Raw genomic sequence first — 19,008 nt, forward strand, 5'->3', positions numbered from 1 at the left:
CCTGCTTTAGCAGGCCGTCGAATCGAATAAAGGATGGTGCTGCCTCATGGCGATTAGAATGATTGTGAAAGACCCGGATCCGGTGCTGAGGGAGAAAGCGAAGCCGGTACCGAAAATGACCCCCAATATTCAGAAGCTTCTCGATGATATGGCCGATACGATGTACGATGCGCCTGGAGTGGGGCTGGCCGCTCCACAGATCGGCATTCTGAAGAGAGTGATCGTGATGGACGTAGGGGATGAGCACGGGCTGATTCATCTCGTTAACCCGGAGATCATTTCGAAGGACGGCGAGCAATTCGGGCCGGAAGGCTGCTTGAGCATTCCGGGGCTGACCGGCGATGTCCGCCGCGCCCAAACGGTTACCGTAAAAGGATGGAACCGCGAAGGGGAGGAAATCGTCATTGAAGGAACGGACCTGCTCGCCCGCTGCATCCAGCATGAGGTGGATCACCTGAACGGAGTCCTGTTCACTGATGTGGCGGAGTCTGTCTACCGGGACGATCAAAGGGAAAGAGAAGAACGATGAACATCTTATTTATGGGAACGCCCGACTTCGCCGTTCCCTCTCTGCGCATGCTAATGGAGGAAGGGTACAACGTAATCGCAGTCGTTACCCAGCCCGACCGGCCCAAAGGGAGGAAAAGGGTGCTCACGCCTCCACCCGTGAAGGTGGAGGCGGAGCGTTACGGTCTTCCGGTGCTGCAGCCCGAGCGGCTCCGGCGCGAGCCGGAGGCGGTAGCGGAAATCGCGGCCCTTAAACCGGATTTGATTGTTACGGCCGCTTTCGGCCAGATTTTGCCGAAGGATGTCCTGGATCTGCCGAAGCACGGCTGTATCAATGTCCACGGGTCGCTGCTGCCGAAATACCGGGGCGGCGCCCCGATTCAGCATGCCGTTCTGAACGGAGAGAAGGAAACCGGGGTAACGATCATGTACATGGCCGAAGGCCTGGACACCGGAGACATGCTGAGCCGGGTGGCCATCCCGATAACCGAGGAGGATACGACCGGGACCTTGTTCGAGAAGCTGAGCCTATCCGGCGCGGACCTGCTGAAGGCTACCTTGCCCGATCTTCTGGCCGGTAGAATCACTCCCGTTCCCCAGAAGGAAGAGGAGGCCACCTACGCGCCTAACATCAAGCGGGAGGACGAGCGGCTGGATTGGACACGGTCCGCGGAAGAGCTGTTCAACCAGGTCCGGGGACTGAATCCGTGGCCGGTGGCTTTTACGTTGTGGAATGGTGAAGTATTTAAGGTATGGTCCTCCCGTAAGTCGGAAACAAAACCATCTCCTAAACAGGCCGAAGCCGAACCGGGAACCGTGCTGAAGGCCGAAGGCCGCGGAATCGAAGTGCTGACAGGAGACGGAATCCTGGTGCTGACGGAGATTCAGCCGGCCGGAAAGAAAGCGATGGATGCCGCTACCTTTAACCGGGGAAGCGGAATTGCGGCGGGAACGGTGCTTGGACGATAAACCAACCAGAGGGAGGAACGGTTCATGAGAAAGAGCCCGGAGAAGCCCGGACGCCAGATAGGAGCCCGAGAGCTCGCCATGGACATCCTGACCCGCGTAGATCAGGACAAGTCCTACAGCAACCTCCTGTTAAATCAGATGCTGCAGAAGCATAAGCTCGAGCGGGTGGAGGCCGGGCTCGTCACGGAGCTCGTCTACGGAACCATCCAGCGGAGGAACACGATCGATTACGGGCTCGGCCGAGCGGTCAAGAGAGGGCTGGACAAGCTAGAGCCGTGGGTGAGGAATCTCCTTCGGCTCAGCTTTTACCAGCTTTATTATTTAGAACGAATTCCGGCGCATGCGGCTGTCCATGAAGCGGTGGAAATCGCCAAGCGGAGAGGGCATTCCGGTATCTCGGGGATGGTAAACGGGGTCCTGCGGACTCTTCAGCGCCAGAACGACCTCTTGGCCCTTCCCGATGACCTTCCTCCGATCCAGCGGATTGCCTTGGAGCACTCTCACCCGGAATGGATGGTAGCCCGGTGGTTCTACCGGTACGGGGAAGAAGCCGCGCAAAGGATATGCGAAGCGAACAATGAACGTCCCCACCCAAGTGTGCGGGTCAACCGGCTTAAGCACGACCGGAGTGAAATGCTGATTCGCCTGTTCGAGGCGGGCTATTCGGCACAAGCTTCCCCGCTCGCCCCCGCCGGAATCCTCCTCGAGAACGGAGGGAACCTGGCCCAGACCGAATGGTACCGGAATGGGGACATTTCCATACAAGACGAAAGTTCCATGCTGGTAGCCGAGGCGGTCCGTCCGGAGCCGGGCATGCGGGTTCTGGACTGCTGTGCCGCTCCAGGAGGCAAAACGACCCACATGGCCGAGCTCATGGACGGCAAGGGGGAGGTTATCGCCTGCGACGTTCATGAGCACAAGGAAAGGTTGATCGCGGAACAGGCGGGCCGGCTTGGGCTTGACATCATTCGGACAGTCGTAAGCGACGCGAGGGAGCTGGCGCAGCACTTCGAACCGGCTTCCTTCGACCGGATTCTGCTCGATGCCCCGTGTTCGGGCCTGGGGGTGATCCGCCGCAAGCCGGATCTGAAATGGGCGAAGGAAGAGAAGGAAATTGCCGAGATTACCCAAGTGCAGCATTCGCTGCTGGAGGCCGTCCACGGTCTTCTGAAGCCGGACGGCGTGCTGGTGTACAGCACCTGCACGACCGAGCGGGAGGAGAACGGCGGAATGATCGAACGCTTCCTTCGGGAGCATGAGGAATTCGAACGAATCCCTTTTCCGGAGGAACTTCTAAAGGGAACCCCCCTCGAAGAAGGGGCGCGGGAAGGAATGGTTCAAATTCTGCCGTATCACTTCGGGTCGGACGGCTTTTTTATCGCACGCCTGCGCAAACGAAAGTTCGATGTGTTAAACTAGACAGGATAAGCTACAATATAAGAAAAAACAGGTTGTGATAAGAGTGAAACCGTTCATCTATGATCTAACATACGAAGACTGGCAGGAATGGGTCCGTGCCAATAAAGAGCCCGGGTTCCGAGCCGGACAAATATTCGACTGGCTGTATGTCAAACGAATCGGAAGCTTTGAGGAAATGACGAACCTTCCCAAGGGCTTGAGGGACAAGCTGGCGGAACAGTTCGTCTTCGTCACGCTTACGGAGGTCGCCCGTCACGAATCCAAGGACGGCACCGTCAAATTTCTGTTTGAGCTGCAGGACAAGAACGCGATCGAAACGGTCATTATGAAACATAATTACGGGAACAGCGTATGTGTTACGACACAGGTCGGCTGCCGTGTGGGCTGCACCTTCTGCGCCTCTACGTTGGGAGGGCTTAAGAGGGATCTGGCTCCGGGCGAAATCATCGCGCAGGTGGTGACGGCGCAGAAGCTGCTGGATGCCTCCGGAGAGCGGGTAAGCAGCATTGTCATCATGGGCATCGGGGAACCGTTCGAGAACTACGACGCCATGATGAAGTTCCTGAAGGTGATGATCCACGAGAAGGGGTTGAACATCGGGCAGCGGCACATCACCGTTTCGACAAGCGGGATTGTTCCGAACATTTACCGCTTTGCCGATGAGGATACCCAGATTAACCTGGCGATCTCGATTCACGCTCCGAATGACGCTCTGCGGTCCAAGCTGATGCCGGTGAACCGGAGGTTTCCTTTTGCCGATCTGATTGAGGCCTGCAAGTACTACGTGGAGAAGACCGGCCGCCGGCTTACCTTCGAATATGCTCTTATGGGCGGGGTAAATGACAAGCCGGAGCATGCGGAGGAGCTCGCCAAGGTGCTGAAGGAAAACATCCCGCTCTGCCACGTTAACTTGATCCCGGTCAATTTTGTTGTGGAACGGGATTACGTACGGACCGAACGGGACGACATTTTTACATTCCAAAGAATATTAGAGAGAAACAAAATTAACGCAACCATACGCAGGGAGCACGGAAGTGATATAGCAGCGGCGTGCGGACAGCTTCGCGCGAAGCATATGGAGTCGGGTAAGAGGTGAGTTGGATGATAACAGCCAGTAGAACCGATGTCGGCAGGGTACGTCCGGTCAATGAAGACCGGGCGTATGCCCAGTCCGACCTAAACGGCTTTGCTCTGGCTCTGGTGGCGGACGGCATGGGAGGACATCAGGCCGGAGACATCGCGAGCCAAATGACGATTGATCTTATGCGGGAAGGGATGGAAGGGCTTCATTCCGGGATGACACCCGAAGAGAGGGCGGAATTAATCCGATATGCGGTCCTCGCCACGAACCGCAAAGTGTTCGAATTCGCGGACGGCCGGGACCAATTCCAGGGAATGGGAACCACTCTCCTTGTAGCGGTGGCGGATCCCGCCCGGGTCACTTTGGGGCATGTCGGCGATAGCCGGGCCTATCTATGCCGCAGCGGCCGGATGGTCCAACTGACCGAAGATCACACTCTCGTTAACGCCTTAATCAAGTCCGGCCAGATTACCCCGGAAGAAGCCGAGCATCATCCGCGGCGTAATATGATTATCCGGGCCCTCGGCACGGAAGCCACCTTAGAAGTCGATATTCTGCACCACGAGTGGGCGGAAGGAGATATTCTCCTTTTGTGCAGCGACGGGCTTAGCGGACTTGTGAACGATAGGCGGATTAGCGACATTCTTAACGGAGCGGGATCCTTGAAGGAGAAGGCCGACCAATTGATACATAGTGCACTGGAAGCAGGCGGGGATGACAACATAACCGCGGTTCTTGTTTCCAACGAACCCGGCGACAGTGATAAAAAGAGGTGATGATTAGTGATCGGTCAGGTACTTGGCGGGAGGTATGAAATCCTTGATCGAATCGGCGGGGGAGGCATGGCGCTTGTCTACAAGGCGCGTGACATCCTGTTGAACCGAAAAGTGGCCGTCAAGGTGCTTCGTTCCCAGTTCGTTCACGACGAAGAGTTTATCCACCGGTTTCGCCGGGAAGCCCAGTCGGCAGCCGCACTCTCACACCCTAATGTGGTAAGCATATACGATGTGGGCCAGAAGGACGAAACCCATTATATCGTTATGGAATACGTGGAAGGCCAGACCTTGAATGACTTGATTAAAGAAAAAGCCCCTCTTCAAGTAGAGGAAGCCATACATATTGCCTCCCAGATTTGCGATGCTCTCGAGCATGCGCACAGCAATCAGATCGTTCACCGGGATATCAAGCCCCATAATATCCTGCTGGGCCGCAACGGCCGGGTAAAGGTGACGGACTTCGGCATTGCCCGGGCGGGGACCTCCTCAAGCATTACCCAGACGGGCTCGGTCCTGGGCTCCGTTCATTATTTCTCTCCCGAGCATGCCAAAGGAACGACCGCAGGGGCCAAGTCCGATCTCTATTCGCTTGGCATTGTGCTCTACCAGATGCTGACGGGAAAGCTTCCCTTCTCCGGAGACAGCCCGGTCAGTGTAGCCTTGAAACACCTGCAGGAGGATGTGGAGGAGCCGAGGAAGGTTAATCCCCTCATTCCGCAAAGCGTCGAGAACATCATCCTTAAAGCGATGCGCAAAAATCCCGAAAACCGGTACCAGTCCGCTCATGAAATGCTGATGGACTTGGAAACGTGCTTGAAGCCGGAGCGGAGAAACGAGCCCAAGCTTGCTTTCGACGACGACGAAGACGATGAGGAGAGGACGAGGGTCGTCCCGGCCATTCGTCCCGATCGAGACAAAGGAGAGGCCGCCGCCTCCGTACCACGGGCCGTCGAAAAGAAGAAAAGACGATGGGTCAAACCGACGGTTTGGACAGCCGTTCTGCTGGTTCTCATCATCGGCTTATGGGTCACGGCCAAAGCGATGCAGGGTTCCATCTTCATTCAGGATGTGGCCATTCCGAACGTGGAGAAGAAGCCCCTGGCCGAAGCCCAGAACGAATTGGCCAAAGCCGAGCTGAAGTCGGAAGTCCATGAGGAATTTGATCCGGGCGTGGAGAAGGGCTATGTCATCCGCCAGATGCCGTCCGGCATGAAGGTAAAGCCGGGCTACACGGTTAAGCTGTTTGTAAGCAAGGGCGTGGAAATGCAGACGATGAGCGGGTATATCGGGAAGTCTTTCAACGAAGCCCATGATGCGCTCATCAACAGCGGATTAAAGGAAGAGCAGATTGCCCGGACGGATGAATTCTCAGATCAGCCGGAAGGAACAGTTATCAAGCAGTCTCCTAATCCTAACGACCCCTACGATCCGACCAAAGTAAGCATCGCCTTAACGGTAAGCAAAGGCAAGGAAAGTGCATCCATGCCCGATCTGATCGGCCAGACGCTGACCCAGGCTACGGCCCGCTTAACGGCGGCCAAGCTTAAGGTTGCCCAGGAGAACATTATTTATAAGCCGAGCTTCCAGCAGCCGAAGGGCAAAATTTACGATCAGTTCCCTTACAAGCCTGGTGATTCGGTTGACCAGGGAGCGAAGGACATCGTCCTTTATGTCTCAACAGGCATGCCGGAAAATGCCGGGGAGTATGTCTTCAGCGTTCCGGCCTCTCCTGCCGCGGAAGGAAAACCGTCCATTGTGCGGATTGTCGTCAGCGACGCAAAGGCGGATAACGCGGAATTTGCCACCAAGTCCATCTCCAAGCAGGAAATTTTTAATATTCCGATCATTGTGACGGCCGACAAACCGGCGACCATTCAAATTTTCCGGGACAATGCCTTGATCGACACGAAGACGTTCACCTATAAGGACTATACCGATGCCCAAACCCGTCCGTCCTCTACTCCGACTCCTTCTCCATCCGGAAGCCCGGCTCCATCCGGGTCTCCGGGAGTGAGTCCCGGGGCCTCGGGAAAAAGCCCATCCCCTTCCCCGTCAGGAGGAAGGTAGGTATGGCACAAGGAACCATTATTAAAGCTTTAAGCGGATTCTACTATGTGCTTCCGGAAGGCGGCACGACGCACGGACCGGATCGGACGGAATCCATCCAGTGCCGGGCAAGAGGCATTTTCAAAAAGAACAAGGTGACGCCGCTTGTAGGAGATAAGGTAATCTATGAAGCGACGGAGAACGGGGAAGGGACCGTGGATGAAATCCTGCCCCGCACCTCGGAGCTGATCCGGCCCCCGATCGCAAATGTCAGCCTGGCCGTTCTCGTGTTTTCCGTAGCGGAGCCGGACCTTAACCTGCAGCTCCTGGATAAGTTCCTGGTTCACATTGAAGCGGCCGGCATAGAAGCTCTTATCTGCCTAACGAAGAAGGATCTGGACGGGGAAGACGGCGGTGACAACTGCGTTCCCGCCTCGATCCTGCCTTATCAGGAGATGGGGTATGAGGTCTACTCCACGAGCTCCCGGCAGGGCTGGGGGATCGACGCTATGCGCAAGCGACTCAGCGGAACGATCAGCGTATTCTCCGGACAGTCGGGGGTAGGCAAATCGTCCCTCTTGAACGCCATGATGCCGGACTTGCGGCTTGAAACCAATGAGATCAGCTCCCGTCTTGGACGGGGGAAGCACACGACCCGGCACGTGGAACTGATTCCGCTTGAGAGCGGCGGCTGGGTAGCCGATACGCCGGGCTTCAGCCAGCTGGACTTCAGCGGCTTGGAAGCCCAGGAGCTGGGCGGCTGCTTCCGCGATTTCACCCCGTTCGCCGAGGGGTGCCGATTCCGCGGCTGTCTCCATCACCAAGAGCCCGGCTGCCATGTCAGGCAGGCGGCGGAAAGCGGGGACATTCTTCCTTCGCGCTACGAACATTACCTGCTCTTCCTTGCGGAGATCAAAGACCGGAAACGGAGGTACTAACTTGAACAAACTGTTGATCGCCCCTTCGATCCTTTCCGCGGACTTCGCCAAGCTTGGTGAAGAGGTGCGGGAAGTCCAGGAGGGAGGGGCTGACTGGATTCACGTGGACGTCATGGACGGCCACTTTGTTCCTAATCTTACGTTAGGCCCGGTAGTAGTGGAGGCCATACGCCCTCATACCACCCTGCCGCTGGACGTTCATCTTATGATCGAACAGGCGGACGCCTACATCCCTGCTTTTGCCAAAGCGGGGGCGGACAGCCTGACGGTTCACGCCGAGGCCAGCCCGCATCTTCACCGGACGCTTCACCTCATCAAAGAGCATGGGGTGAAGGCCGGGGTCGTGCTCAATCCCGCCACACCGCTTACGTCGCTCGAGTATGTGCTCGACGAGGTGGACCTCATCCTTCTGATGACGGTTAACCCCGGCTTCGGCGGGCAGTCCTTTATTCCCGGGGTTCTCCCTAAAATCCGTGAGCTGCGGCGCACGCTGAACGAAAAAGGACTTTCCCACGTCCGCATTGAAGTGGACGGAGGAATCAACGGGGAAACGGCTCCTCTCGTGGCGGAAGCCGGAGCCGACGTTCTCGTGGCGGGAAGCGCGGTATTCGGTGTCTCCGAGCGCCGGGAGGCCATTGCTCATCTTCGCGGACGGGGGGAGGAAGGACAGCGTGCCTAGGTGGTTGGCTTTACTCGGGTTCAGCCTGGCGGCGGCCCTTCTGATGAGCGGATTTATTCTGGTAACCGGCATGATCAAATATGTTTTTTCGTTGGGGGCTCTGTTCCTCGGAATTCAATTTTTCAAAACGTACGACGGCAAAGGAATCCGGATCGGCTTCATTGCCATCACCTTCGTGCTCGCTTTGTTTCTTCCCGTTCTCTATGTCGCCTTGGCCGTGGCCAACGGCTGGCCGGTCGATCCCCGGATGACGGAAGGAATCTCCACTCCTTAGAGCCTTACCCGCTCGCCAACCTACCGAATTAGCACTACAAAGGCATAGCCGGTTAGTCTCCGGCATAGAATGGGTTGCAGAAGCTTTACCGCTTTTGCGGCCTTTTTTCTTTCTCGGGAAGAAAAGCGATCGGGCGGGTACATTTTCGCGGATGCGGGAATATACTGTCAGTATCGAGGGGAAATGCATGTAGGGAGGCGAAGCAATGAAATTCTATACCATCAAACTTCCGAAGTTTTTGGGCGGCTTTGTCAAAGCGGTTCTCGGAACCTTCAGCAAAAACTAATGGGGCGCGGCAGGCCGACGGCTGCCGAGAGGAAAGCACCTGGGGAGCAGGTGCTTTTTGCTAATAAGGGAAAGGGAGAACAAGGGAAGGGAAGCATACGAAAAAACGCGTCCGTCCCCTAAAGGGAAGAACGCGTTCGGCGCTTCTATTATACGCGGGTGATTTTCCCGGATTTCAAAGCACGTGTGCTTACATAAACGCGCTTAGGCTTTCCGTCCACAAGAATGCGTACCTTCTGCACGTTAACGCCCCAAGTGCGCTTGTTTTTGTTGTTGGCATGGGAAACGTGGTTACCTGCTTTCGGCGCTCGGCCGGTGATGAAGCATTTGCGAGACATGAATGACACCTCCTCTGATGAGCTTTCGGAGTACAACTTACGATACATTCGTAGAAAACATACTAGAACATAATAGCATAGCCGGAATTGCCTAGTCAACCGGCAAACCGCTGCCCCTCTCCTTGAATATGGGGAATTTGCATTTCTTTATCGGCTTCGGTATAGTACAATCAGGATTAATCCCAATCATTTAGAGAATAAAGGTGATGGTTCAACATGCCTATACAAGTTGCGAATGAAAAAGGAAAAATTAACATTACGGATGAAGTCATTGCCGTTCTGGCCGGCTCGGCCGCCCTGGACTGCTATGGTCTTGTAGGCATGGCCTCCCGTAAGCAGCTGAAAGACGGCATCGCCGAAATTCTCGGCCGGGACAACCTTGGTCGCGGTGTGGAAGTCAGGCACGCTCCGGAAGGAATCCACATTGATCTTCATATCATAGTCAGCTACGGCACCAAAATTTCCGAGGTGGCGCTTAACGTGCAGAACCGCGTAAAGTATGTGCTTAATGAGGTAGTAGGACTTAAGGTGGATTTCGTCAATATATTCGTTCAGGGCGTCCGAGGAGCTCGTTAGGTAGGAAGGAGAAGTTATTGTTGAGTAAGCGCTTCAATACAATCAATGGTTCCGATTTCGTCCGGATGATGCTATCGGGGGCGGATCATCTTAGAAGGAATGTAAATAACGTTAATGCCCTTAATGTGTTTCCTGTACCCGACGGGGATACCGGAACGAACATGAACCTGACGATGACGTCGGGCGTGGAGGAATTGAGAAAGAAGCAGAACGACCATATCGGCCGCTCGGCAGAGGCTCTATCCAAAGGACTGCTTATGGGCGCGCGCGGCAACTCCGGCGTGATTCTTTCCCAGCTGTTCCGAGGCTTCGCCAAATCCGTTCAACCTCATGCGGAAATCACCCCCCAGCAGCTGGCAGCCGCTCTGCAGCAAGGGGTGGACACGGCTTACCAAGCCGTCGTAAAGCCGGTCGAGGGAACGATTCTGACCGTGGCGAAGGAAGCAGCCAAGCATGCTTTGTATTATTCCAGACGCTCCGGCGATGTATTGGAGCTTATGAAGGAAGTGCTGGCCCACGGCCAACAGGCCCTGGCGAGAACGCCGGAGCAGCTTCCGGTGCTGAAGCAGGTCGGAGTCGTCGATGCAGGCGGACAGGGACTCATCTGCGTCTATGAAGGCATGGTTGCCGCTCTCAGCGGAAACGAGGAGCCTTTGGCCATCCCCGCGACGCCGGTGGCGGAAGTCAACCTGGCCCGTGAAGCTCATGCGGGTCATGAGCACCGGAACGCCCAGTCCATGCTCGCTACAGAAGACATCGAGCAGGGCTACTGCACGGAATTCCTCGTGAAGCTTGTTCCGGGGAAAGTGAAGGGCTACGAGTTCCGCGAGACGGAGTTCCGCGGGGAATTGTCCAAGCTAGGGGATTCTCTACTGGTCGTGGCCGACGACGATTTGGTCAAAATTCACATTCATGCCGAGCATCCCGGGGAAGTAATGACTTATGCCCAGAATTACGGGGAATTGACCCGGATCAAAATAGAAAATATGCGGGAGCAGCATACGCACATCGTGCAGACGAACGAATACGATCCGCGTCATGCGGCGCCAGGACTTGCCGAGAATAAAGAGGCGGCTTCGGAAACCGCTCACGCTGCAGCTGAGAAAGCCCAGCCGGAACAAGAGCTTGCGCCTTACGGGTTCGTAGGTGTTTCCATGGGAAGCGGAATCGAGGAGATTTTTGCAAGCCTCGGAGTCGATGTCGTCATCTCGGGTGGACAGACGATGAACCCGAGTACCGAGGACATCGTCAATGCGGTCCGGGAAGTTCCCGCCCGCACGATCTTCGTGCTTCCGAACAACTCGAATATCATTATGGCCGCCAAGCAGGCGAAGGATCTGGTGGAGGACAAGCAGGTGGTCGTTATCCCGACCAAAACCATTCCTCAAGGAATGGCTGCGCTCGTGTCCTTTCAGGAGCAGGCGGATCCCGAGACGAATGAGCAGACGATGCTTCGCGCCGTCAGCCAGATCCGCTCGGGACAAGTGACGTATGCCGTCCGGGATACGTCCATCGACGGGCTCGACATCAAGGAAGGCGATTATATCGGCCTCTCCGAGGGCAAAATCGTCACCTCCGAGACGGTTCTGGAGGAATCCTGCACCCGTCTGTTGGAAGCCATGCTGGCGGGCGGCGGGGAAATCGTCACGATTCTGACCGGTGAAAACGCGTCGGAGGATCAGACGGCTTCTTTGTTGACCTGGCTGAAAGAGCACCATCCCGAGGTGGATGTGGAGGTTCACCCGGGCGGTCAGCCTTTGTATGTTTATATTTTTTCTGTGGAATAGGGAGGAGCGTCTATGAGCAGGATCCGGTTAGTAACCGACAGTACGGCGGATATTCCCGCTGAAATCCGGGAGGCGCTCGGAATCGAAATGGTCCCGCTTAAGGTGCACTTCGGTACGGAGACCTACCAGGATGCGGTCACCTTGCAGTCAGGCCCCTTCTATGAGAAGCTGGCCCAATCGTCAACGCTGCCGACCACTTCCCAGCCCTCTCCGGTCGATTTTCTCGAAACCTACAAACGACTGGCGCAGGAGCCGGGGGTTCAGATCATCTCCATCCACCTGGCCTCCGCGTTGAGCGGTACGTACCAGTCGGCCGTTCTGGCCAAGTCTCTCCTGGAAGAGAAAGCCGATATCACCATTGTGGATTCCCGGTCGGCCTCGTACGGTTTCGGCTGCCTGGTGGTTAAGGCGGCGGAAGCGGCACGGGATGGAAAGAGCCTGGAGGAGTGCCTGGCTCTCATTCACCGGCTTCGGGATGATTACGGGCTGTTCTTCCTCGTCGATACGCTTGAATACTTGCAGAAGGGCGGCCGGATCGGCAAGGCAGCGGCCTTGTTCGGTTCTCTCCTGAACATCAAGCCGATTCTCTCGTTGGATGAAGAAGGACAGGTTTACTCGGTGGATAAGGTGCGGGGCCACAAGAAGGCCATGGGTCGGATTGTCGAACTTCTGAAAGAACGTCCTAAGCTGAACGGGGAAGTGGAAGTGATCATCGCTCATGCGAATGCTCCCGCTTATGCCGAAGAGCTCAGTGCGCTGGTCGGTCAGCATTTTAACGTGAAATCGGTGGCTTATACCCCTCTCGGTCCGGTTATCGGAACCCATACGGGCCCGGGAACGGTTGCGGTCTTCATGCTTCCCGTATTATGACGGATCTTCATCTCATTCCCGTAACCAACATCAAGGGAATAGGGAAGAAGGCGGATGACCTGGGCGCACTGGGGATTCATTCCGCCGGAGGGCTGCTGGATTATTTTCCTTTTCGTTATGAGGATTATCATCTTAAAGATTTGACCCAAGTGAAGGACGGGGACAAAATCACCGTGCAAGGACGGATCTTCAGCGAGCCGTCCCTGCAGATGTACGGACGGACCAAATCCCGCCTGTCGTGCAAAGTCATGATAGACCGGTTTCTGGTGACGGCCGTCTGGTTCAATCGGCATTTCCTGAAAGCCCAGCTGAAGGCTGGGGAGGACATCGTTCTAACCGGCAAGTGGGATGCCCGCAGGCTGCAGATCTCGGTATCGGAATCGGAGTTTCCCGGCAAAGGAGCTTCCCGGACGGGCACGCTGCAGCCTGTTTATTCCGTTTCGGGGGCCATTACGCAGAACTGGATGCGTAAAACCATTCGCCAGGCTCTCGTCCAGTACGGCCAGATGATCGAAGAAGTGCTGCCCCGCGAGCTGGTGGCCAAGTACTCGCTGATGCCAAGAAAGCAGGCTGTGGCGGTCATTCACAACCCGGAAAGCTTAAGCGAAGGGGAGAAGGCGCGCAAGCGGATGGTCTACGAGGAACTGTTCCTGTTTCAGCTAAAGCTGCAGGCCTTTCGTTCCTTGAACCGCAGCAAAGCGGACGGGGTCGCTCACGACATTGATCTGCCGGCGGTTCGAGAGTTCGTCCGGGCGCTGCCCTTTCAGCTGACCGATTCCCAGAAGAAGGTCATCGCGGAGATACTCGACGACCTTAAGCAGCCGGCCTGCATGAACCGGCTGCTCCAGGGCGATGTCGGCGCAGGCAAGACGATAGTGGCGGCCGTGGCCCTGTATGCCGTGGTCAAAGCCGGGCACCAAGGGGCGCTCATGGTGCCAACGGAAATTTTGGCCGAACAGCACAAGCGCTCCCTGGAGAAGCTGTTCGAGCCCTACGGCATCCAAGTGGGGCTCCTGACGGGCAGCCTGACAGAACGAAAGCGCCGGGATGTTCTGGCGGCCCTGCAGATCGGGTTGATCGACATTGTGGTCGGCACCCATGCCCTGATTCAAGAGGATGTGTTCTTCCGTCAGCTGGGACTGGTCGTGACGGATGAGCAGCACCGGTTCGGGGTAAACCAGCGAAGCATCCTGCGGCGCAAGGGCATGACTCCGGATGTGTTGACGATGACCGCGACTCCGATCCCCCGGACCCTTGCCATTACGGCGTTTGGCGACCTCGATGTCTCTACGCTTCGGGAGCTGCCCAAAGGCCGTAAGCCGATCGAAACCTACTTCGTGCAGCATCACCTGCTCGATCGGATTCTGAAGTTTATCCGCAAAGAAGTGCGGACGGGGCGCCAAGCCTACATCATCTGCCCCTTGATCGAGGAATCGGACAAGCTGGACGTTCAAAATGCCATCGATCTTCACGCCCAGCTGCAGAATCAATACCCCGATATGAAGGTAGGTCTCCTGCATGGACGTCTGCCGGCCGCCGAGAAAGACGGGATCATGCGCAGGTTCAGCGAGAACGAGGTTCAGGTGCTCGTGTCGACTACGGTCATCGAGGTGGGGGTCGACGTTCCGAACGCGACCATCATGGTCATCTACGATGCAGACCGCTTCGGCCTCTCTCAGCTGCACCAGCTGCGGGGACGTGTGGGCCGGGGGGAACACCAGTCGTACTGCATCCTGATCGCCGATCCGAAGAGTGAGGTCGGCAAGGAACGGATGCGCGCCATGACCGAGACGAACGACGGCTTCGAGATCGCCCGCCGGGATCTGGAGCTGCGGGGCCCGGGGGAATTTTTCGGCACGAAGCAGAGCGGGCTTCCCGAATTCCGCGTGGCGGACATGGCGGCCGACTTCGAAATTCTCGAAGAGGCCCGGGACGACGCCGTCGAACTGGTGGCCCGGACCGATTTCTGGACAGCTGCGGAATACCTTCCCCTGCGGGAATACTTGCAGCGGGAGCAGGTTCTCAGCAGCGACCTGCTGGATTAACCTATCGTTTTCTTAGCTATAGCGCCTGCCGGGCTTGCCCGGAGGCGTTTTTTTTTTTTGATGTTGTAGCCCAGTTCCAGCTTCCAGTTACTTAACACAAGGCGGGCGGCTTGGGATTAAACCAGGGGAATTCCTCGCGGCCTTTTCCCGATTGCAAGCGGTATGCTTGATGACCTCTTTCCCGTCCCCGGCAGGAGTTTCGGGTCACATTTGGGCGGATCCCTTCATAGACTAGAGAATGACTGTTTGGGGAGGTGCCTAATGAGCTACTTGAATTATGGAATCGACCGCGACCTCGTGGAACGAATCAAGCTTAAGCTTAAAAATCCCGTCTACAAGGAGCGGGTTAAGAATCTGATGAACGGAGTGACGAAGGCCGACCTGCAAAATCCGAATAAGGTCAGCCGTCTGCTCTCCCAAACCGCGGCTGCTTTGGGGGAAAAGCTGACGGCCCAGCAGGCGGACGGAATCATCCGGTTCGTGATCGCCCAGAAGATTGATCCTTCCAACACTTTTCACCTCATTAAGCTGTGGGGAATGTTCCGCTAAGACCGCCTAAATCGGACTTCGCCTTCCGTCGGGCGAGGGATTCTTTAACCTGTTGAGGTTGTAAGCTCAGCGGGTTTTTTCCTGTTACCTGGAACGGGAGCAAACACTTTCCTCTTGAAAGGGGAATGCATGTTCGTAGTATAATAAGCGTACGAATAGGAACACTTGTTTGTAGGGACAGGATAAAGGGGAACAGTAAATGAAAGGAGAGAGGTTCCATGGGAAGAAAGCTGGAGGGAAATGGAATATGGGAGGCATCGCGCATGATGCTCCCCGAGCATAGGGAGCAGATCATCCGCCACCGCGGGGATCTGCCGAAGAAAGCGAAGCCCGCTCTGGACGAGCAGCGGATTCAGGAGCTCTCGGACCTGCTGGCGGAAGCGGTAAACCGGGGGAAGGCGGTGCAGCTCACGCTTTATGATCCTATCAGCCCCTCCATCCTGCATGGGCGAATCGAGAGGGTGGATCCCCTGCTGGGAAGGGTAAGGGTGACAGCCGGGGAGGAGGAGTGGCGAGTCCCGCTCCGTGATATTCTCGATATTGTCCTGGAGTAAGCTTTCCTTTGGGACGCAGTATCCAATCCATACATAAGCCGCCGCCCGTTAAGAATGGGTATGAAATAGCGGCATGCTCTCGACGGCCTGGTCCGAGGCCGCCGAAAGGGTCTCTTGAACCGGAGCCTGGATATGCTGCAGCATGTCCGAGACGATATCTTCGGCCGAACGGGGATTCCGCAGCTTGGCGGCGGCCCGGCGCATCCGATCGAGCGCGGACGGGTTGTGAAGCAGGAAACGGAGCTGACGCACCAGTTGATCGGCATAGTCCGCCACGAGAGCCGCTCCTTTGGCCATCATGAACTCGGCGTTATCCCGTTCCTGACCCGGTACCGGCCGGTACAGCAGGGTAGGCAGGTGACAGCACAGGGCTTCGGTGAGAGTGATGCCGCCCGGCTTGGTTACGAGACAGGAGGAGATGGCCATGAGCTCATGAACCTCCTCGACAAACCCGAGCACTTTCACATGGGGATGGTCCCGGAAGACCCTCTCCATGCTTTCCTGGAGCTTCTGGTTGTTTCCGCATACCATGACGGTCTGAATGGCGAAATCGTCCGAAATTTCGCTGCACAGCTCCTTCAGATCGCGCATGACCCCGTAGGACCCGGCCATGACGAGAAGGATACGCCGGCGGGGGTCCAGGCCGTATTTGCGGCACAGCCTGGCGACCGAGGCCGGCTGGCGGAACGCTTTTTTGACCGGAATGCCGGTGACCCGGACCTGCTCCGTCTCCAGTCCGCGGCCGACCAATTCGTGCCGCAGCTCTTCCGAAGCGACGTAGAACCGGTCGATATCCCGATGAATCCACCGGTTGTGAAGGGTGAAGTCGGTTATCACCGTATAGGTAGGAATCACGATCCCCCGTGTGCGGAGAACGGGCATGGCGAGCATGGGGAAGGTGTTGATAACAAAGTCAGGACGGCTATTCTGTAGAATCTTCTGAAGCCGGGAAATCCCGAAGGAATGCAGAGCGCGGGAGAACGGTGTCTCGTGATTCATTTCCTTGGAACTCGAGTATAGCCAGCCGTACAGGCTGGGAAACCAGGCGTAGCTCTTGATGTAGAACCATTTGGCCGCCGCGTTGAGAAAAGGATGGGCTTCCGCAAAAAGATCGGCCGTCTCCACCTCCACCCCTTCCGCCGAAAGGGCTTCCGTCAGGGCGCGCGTCACCTGAAGGTGTCCGTCTCCGTAGCTGGCATATAGAATCAGCGCTTTCTTCGTTGTTTTCATAGAGTTCCTCCTTCAGGTACCCCCTAAGGACTGTTTTCGGTTTGATCGGAAAATCGGCCTCCCTTTGACGGAAGGAGACCGGTCTCCCTGCTTATCAGCTATTTACCCAAGAGCATCGGGATGAAGCAAGCCGCTTACCAAGTACCAGGCTTTAATAACATTTCCCAGCCCGTCCCGGGCTATGCCTGATAAGGAAAAGGCCCAAAGAAAGGGAAGGCCGGGGAGGGAGGGGCGGAAATTTTTTTGCAGAGTTTCGGGAGCAACCGCTTCTGTTTCCCTTTCCGGCTAAATACAATAGGAAAATCAAGATGCCGGGAGGGAGATACAGTGGCGCAGGTTCTGGACGTGAACTTGGATATCGAGGAAATGAAGGTGCAGGTGGAGAACGGCAAAACCGCCTCATCCCAGACGATTGCCTACGAGTCCATCCAGAAAATCCAATTCAACCGGGAGAAGGTCAAGAAGTGGTTCGGCTCCAAAACGGTGGAAAGCATCCGAATCTACACGAAGCAGAGCGAGGAACCGCTGGTCCTTCGCAGCGATAAGCTCAAATCATCCTTTTCCGCTGCGGAAAGCTACCTGAGGAAAGTGGCCCTGAAGAACCATGTCATCGTCGAAACCCACAACGAATAAACCGACCCTCAACCGAAGCCGCGGCGATTACCCGTCTGCGGCTTTGGCTTGGGCGTAAAAGAGGACAACCTCGCGGCTTCCAGGGAATGGCTTGAATAGGCGGAGGAGGACTGAGGAAAAATCTTCTTATGGTCTTTAAGACGATAACGGAGGTTTGACCGATGAGGATTCTGTATCTGTTGACGGGGCTCGCCCTGGTCTTTATCGTATGCTCGCTGTTCAGCTATAACCGCAAAGGCATCCGGCTGCGTCCCGTTCTGGCTATGCTGGCCGCCCAGCTGATCCTGGCCTTTCTTCTCCTCAATACCCAGGTAGGGATCTGGCTCATCAGTCTCGTTTCCCGGATGTTCGGCAAGCTGGTTGATTTCGGAATCGCCGGAGTGGATTTTGTGTTCGGAGGACTGGAAAACCCCGGAGCCTCGACCTTCTTTCTCGATGTTCTGCTTCCGATCGTTTTTATCTCCATTCTGATCGGAATTCTGAATTTCTTCCGGATTTTGCCCTGGATCATCAAATACGTGGGACTCGGGCTCAGCAAGCTGAACGGCATGGGCAAGCTGGAGAACTACATAGCCGTTTCCTCGGCTTTCTTGGGGCAGTCCGAAGTCTTTCTGACCACGAAGCAGCAGCTCGGTCTCGTCTCCAGAAGGCGGCTCTATACCCTTTGTACTTCCGCCATGAGTGCCGTAAGCATGGCCATCGTAGGGGCCTACATGACTATGCTTCCTCCGAAATATGTGGTGGTTGCCATTGTGTTGAACATCCTCTCCGCGCTGATCGTGGCCAATCTCATCAATCCGTACGAGCTGGCGGAAGGGGAAGATTTGTATGGGATCGGGGAAGGAGAGAAGCACGACTCTTTCTTCCAGATGATCAGCGACAGCATCATGGACGGCTTCAAGGTGGCGATCATCGTCGGAGCCATGCTGATCGGGTACATCGCTTTAATCGCCATGATCAACTACTTGTTCGAGCTGGTCTTTCAGATCTCTTTCCAGGCGGTGCTCGGGTATATTTTTGCCCCCGTGGCTTTCCTGATGGGGGTTCCGTGGGGAGAGGCGGTTCAGGCGGGGTCCGTGATGGCCACCAAGCTGATCTCGAACGAATTCGTGGCGATGCTCTCCTTCAAGGACATGGCAGGAGGACTCTCCGCCAAAACGGTGGCGATTGTCTCCGTCTTCCTCGTCAGCTTCGCGAATTTCAGCTCCGTTGGCATCATTACCGGCTCGGTAAAAGCCCTTAATGAGAAACAGGGGGATCAGGTAGCCCGCTTCGGGCTCCGGCTTCTGCTCGGCTCCACCGTCGCCTCCGTCCTTTCGGGGACGATAGCGGGACTCTTTATCTAGCCTGCAGCCTGCCCCCGACACGACCGGCAAATGCTCCCTGTTTTCCAGGGGGCTTTTTTAATGGGGCAAGCCCGCACAGCAAAAAAAACCTGCAAGCCCTAGGCTG

Annotated in this window: 20 protein-coding genes; 18 read left to right on the top strand and 2 right to left on the bottom strand. The window is 56.2% G+C overall.

Going from position 1 to position 19,008, the window contains the following annotated elements:
- The first annotated feature begins 46 nt into the window (after window positions 1-46).
- The 10 genes from def (at window position 47) to spoVM (ending at window position 8,975) form a co-directional block, all read left to right on the top strand.
- Window positions 47-529: a peptide deformylase gene (def, locus tag MJA45_RS11815; protein ID WP_315607451.1), complete on the top strand. Its 483-nt coding sequence runs from the start codon at window positions 47-49 to the stop codon at window positions 527-529.
- On the top strand, window positions 526-1,476 hold the full coding sequence (gene fmt, locus MJA45_RS11820; protein WP_315607452.1) for a methionyl-tRNA formyltransferase: 951 nt from the start codon (window positions 526-528) through the stop codon (window positions 1,474-1,476). The genes def and fmt overlap by 4 nt, the downstream gene beginning before the upstream one ends.
- A 24-nt stretch (window positions 1,477-1,500) precedes the next feature.
- Window positions 1,501-2,895: a 16S rRNA (cytosine(967)-C(5))-methyltransferase RsmB gene (gene rsmB, locus MJA45_RS11825; protein ID WP_315607453.1), complete on the top strand. Its 1,395-nt coding sequence runs from the start codon at window positions 1,501-1,503 to the stop codon at window positions 2,893-2,895.
- A 43-nt stretch (window positions 2,896-2,938) separates the two neighbouring features.
- Window positions 2,939-3,991, top strand: a complete 1,053-nt coding sequence (rlmN, locus tag MJA45_RS11830) for a dual-specificity RNA methyltransferase RlmN (RefSeq protein ID WP_315608001.1) — start codon at window positions 2,939-2,941, stop codon at window positions 3,989-3,991.
- A gap of 5 nt (window positions 3,992-3,996) precedes the next feature.
- Window positions 3,997-4,752: a Stp1/IreP family PP2C-type Ser/Thr phosphatase gene (locus MJA45_RS11835; RefSeq protein ID WP_315607454.1), complete on the top strand. Its 756-nt coding sequence runs from the start codon at window positions 3,997-3,999 to the stop codon at window positions 4,750-4,752.
- Window positions 4,753-4,758: 6 nt separating this feature from the next.
- Window positions 4,759-6,819, top strand: coding sequence for a Stk1 family PASTA domain-containing Ser/Thr kinase (gene pknB, locus MJA45_RS11840; RefSeq protein ID WP_315607455.1), 2,061 nt, complete (start codon window positions 4,759-4,761; stop codon window positions 6,817-6,819).
- Between the two features lie 2 nt (window positions 6,820-6,821).
- Window positions 6,822-7,736, top strand: coding sequence for a ribosome small subunit-dependent GTPase A (gene rsgA, locus MJA45_RS11845; RefSeq protein WP_315607456.1), 915 nt, complete (start codon window positions 6,822-6,824; stop codon window positions 7,734-7,736).
- A 1-nt stretch (window position 7,737) separates the two neighbouring features.
- Complete coding sequence (gene rpe, locus MJA45_RS11850; RefSeq protein WP_315607457.1) at window positions 7,738-8,415, top strand: ribulose-phosphate 3-epimerase; 678 nt, start codon at window positions 7,738-7,740, stop codon at window positions 8,413-8,415.
- The gene (locus MJA45_RS11855; RefSeq protein WP_315607458.1) at window positions 8,408-8,689 is read left to right on the top strand and encodes a hypothetical protein; all 282 of its coding nucleotides are present in this window, start codon (window positions 8,408-8,410) and stop codon (window positions 8,687-8,689) included. The genes rpe and MJA45_RS11855 overlap by 8 nt, the downstream gene beginning before the upstream one ends.
- A gap of 205 nt (window positions 8,690-8,894) precedes the next feature.
- On the top strand, window positions 8,895-8,975 hold the full coding sequence (gene spoVM, locus MJA45_RS11860; RefSeq protein WP_315608002.1) for a stage V sporulation protein SpoVM: 81 nt from the start codon (window positions 8,895-8,897) through the stop codon (window positions 8,973-8,975).
- A 148-nt stretch (window positions 8,976-9,123) separates the two neighbouring features.
- Here spoVM and rpmB read toward each other — a convergent pair whose 3' ends face one another.
- Window positions 9,124-9,312 carry a 50S ribosomal protein L28 gene (gene rpmB, locus MJA45_RS11865; protein WP_315607459.1) on the bottom strand — a complete coding sequence of 63 codons (189 nt, stop codon included), beginning with the start codon at window positions 9,310-9,312 and terminating at the stop codon, window positions 9,124-9,126.
- Window positions 9,313-9,528: 216 nt separating this feature from the next.
- On the opposite strand from rpmB, the gene MJA45_RS11870 reads away from it, so the two are divergent.
- The 6 genes from MJA45_RS11870 (at window position 9,529) to MJA45_RS11895 (ending at window position 15,693) form a co-directional block, all read left to right on the top strand.
- Window positions 9,529-9,888 (top strand): Asp23/Gls24 family envelope stress response protein, encoded by a 360-nt coding sequence (locus MJA45_RS11870; RefSeq protein ID WP_315607460.1) that lies wholly within the window; start codon window positions 9,529-9,531, stop codon window positions 9,886-9,888.
- A gap of 20 nt (window positions 9,889-9,908) precedes the next feature.
- The gene (locus tag MJA45_RS11875) at window positions 9,909-11,675 is read left to right on the top strand and encodes a DAK2 domain-containing protein (RefSeq protein ID WP_315607461.1); all 1,767 of its coding nucleotides are present in this window, start codon (window positions 9,909-9,911) and stop codon (window positions 11,673-11,675) included.
- Between the two features lie 12 nt (window positions 11,676-11,687).
- Window positions 11,688-12,545 carry a DegV family protein gene (locus MJA45_RS11880; RefSeq protein WP_315607462.1) on the top strand — a complete coding sequence of 286 codons (858 nt, stop codon included), beginning with the start codon at window positions 11,688-11,690 and terminating at the stop codon, window positions 12,543-12,545.
- Entirely contained in the window at window positions 12,542-14,590 is a 2,049-nt protein-coding gene (gene recG / locus MJA45_RS11885) for an ATP-dependent DNA helicase RecG (protein WP_315607463.1), read from the top strand. The genes MJA45_RS11880 and recG overlap by 4 nt, the downstream gene beginning before the upstream one ends.
- A 261-nt stretch (window positions 14,591-14,851) precedes the next feature.
- Window positions 14,852-15,139, top strand: coding sequence for a stage VI sporulation protein F (locus tag MJA45_RS11890; RefSeq protein ID WP_315607464.1), 288 nt, complete (start codon window positions 14,852-14,854; stop codon window positions 15,137-15,139).
- A 218-nt stretch (window positions 15,140-15,357) separates the two neighbouring features.
- A complete protein-coding gene (locus tag MJA45_RS11895; RefSeq protein ID WP_315607465.1) occupies window positions 15,358-15,693 on the top strand; it encodes a YolD-like family protein in 336 nt (111 codons plus the stop codon).
- A 48-nt stretch (window positions 15,694-15,741) separates the two neighbouring features.
- On the opposite strand, the gene MJA45_RS11900 is transcribed toward MJA45_RS11895, so the two are convergent.
- Window positions 15,742-16,923: an MGDG synthase family glycosyltransferase gene (locus MJA45_RS11900; RefSeq protein ID WP_315607466.1), complete on the bottom strand. Its 1,182-nt coding sequence runs from the start codon at window positions 16,921-16,923 to the stop codon at window positions 15,742-15,744.
- A 327-nt stretch (window positions 16,924-17,250) separates the two neighbouring features.
- Here MJA45_RS11900 and MJA45_RS11905 point away from each other — a divergent pair, with 327 nt between their 5' ends.
- Window positions 17,251-17,556 (top strand): hypothetical protein, encoded by a 306-nt coding sequence (locus MJA45_RS11905; RefSeq protein ID WP_315607467.1) that lies wholly within the window; start codon window positions 17,251-17,253, stop codon window positions 17,554-17,556.
- A gap of 161 nt (window positions 17,557-17,717) precedes the next feature.
- Window positions 17,718-18,902: a NupC/NupG family nucleoside CNT transporter gene (locus MJA45_RS11910; RefSeq protein ID WP_315607468.1), complete on the top strand. Its 1,185-nt coding sequence runs from the start codon at window positions 17,718-17,720 to the stop codon at window positions 18,900-18,902.
- Window positions 18,903-19,008 lie beyond the last annotated feature (106 nt).

The organism is Paenibacillus aurantius, assembly GCF_032268605.1.
Classification (GTDB): Bacteria; Bacillota; Bacilli; order Paenibacillales; family NBRC-103111; genus Paenibacillus_AO; species Paenibacillus_AO aurantius.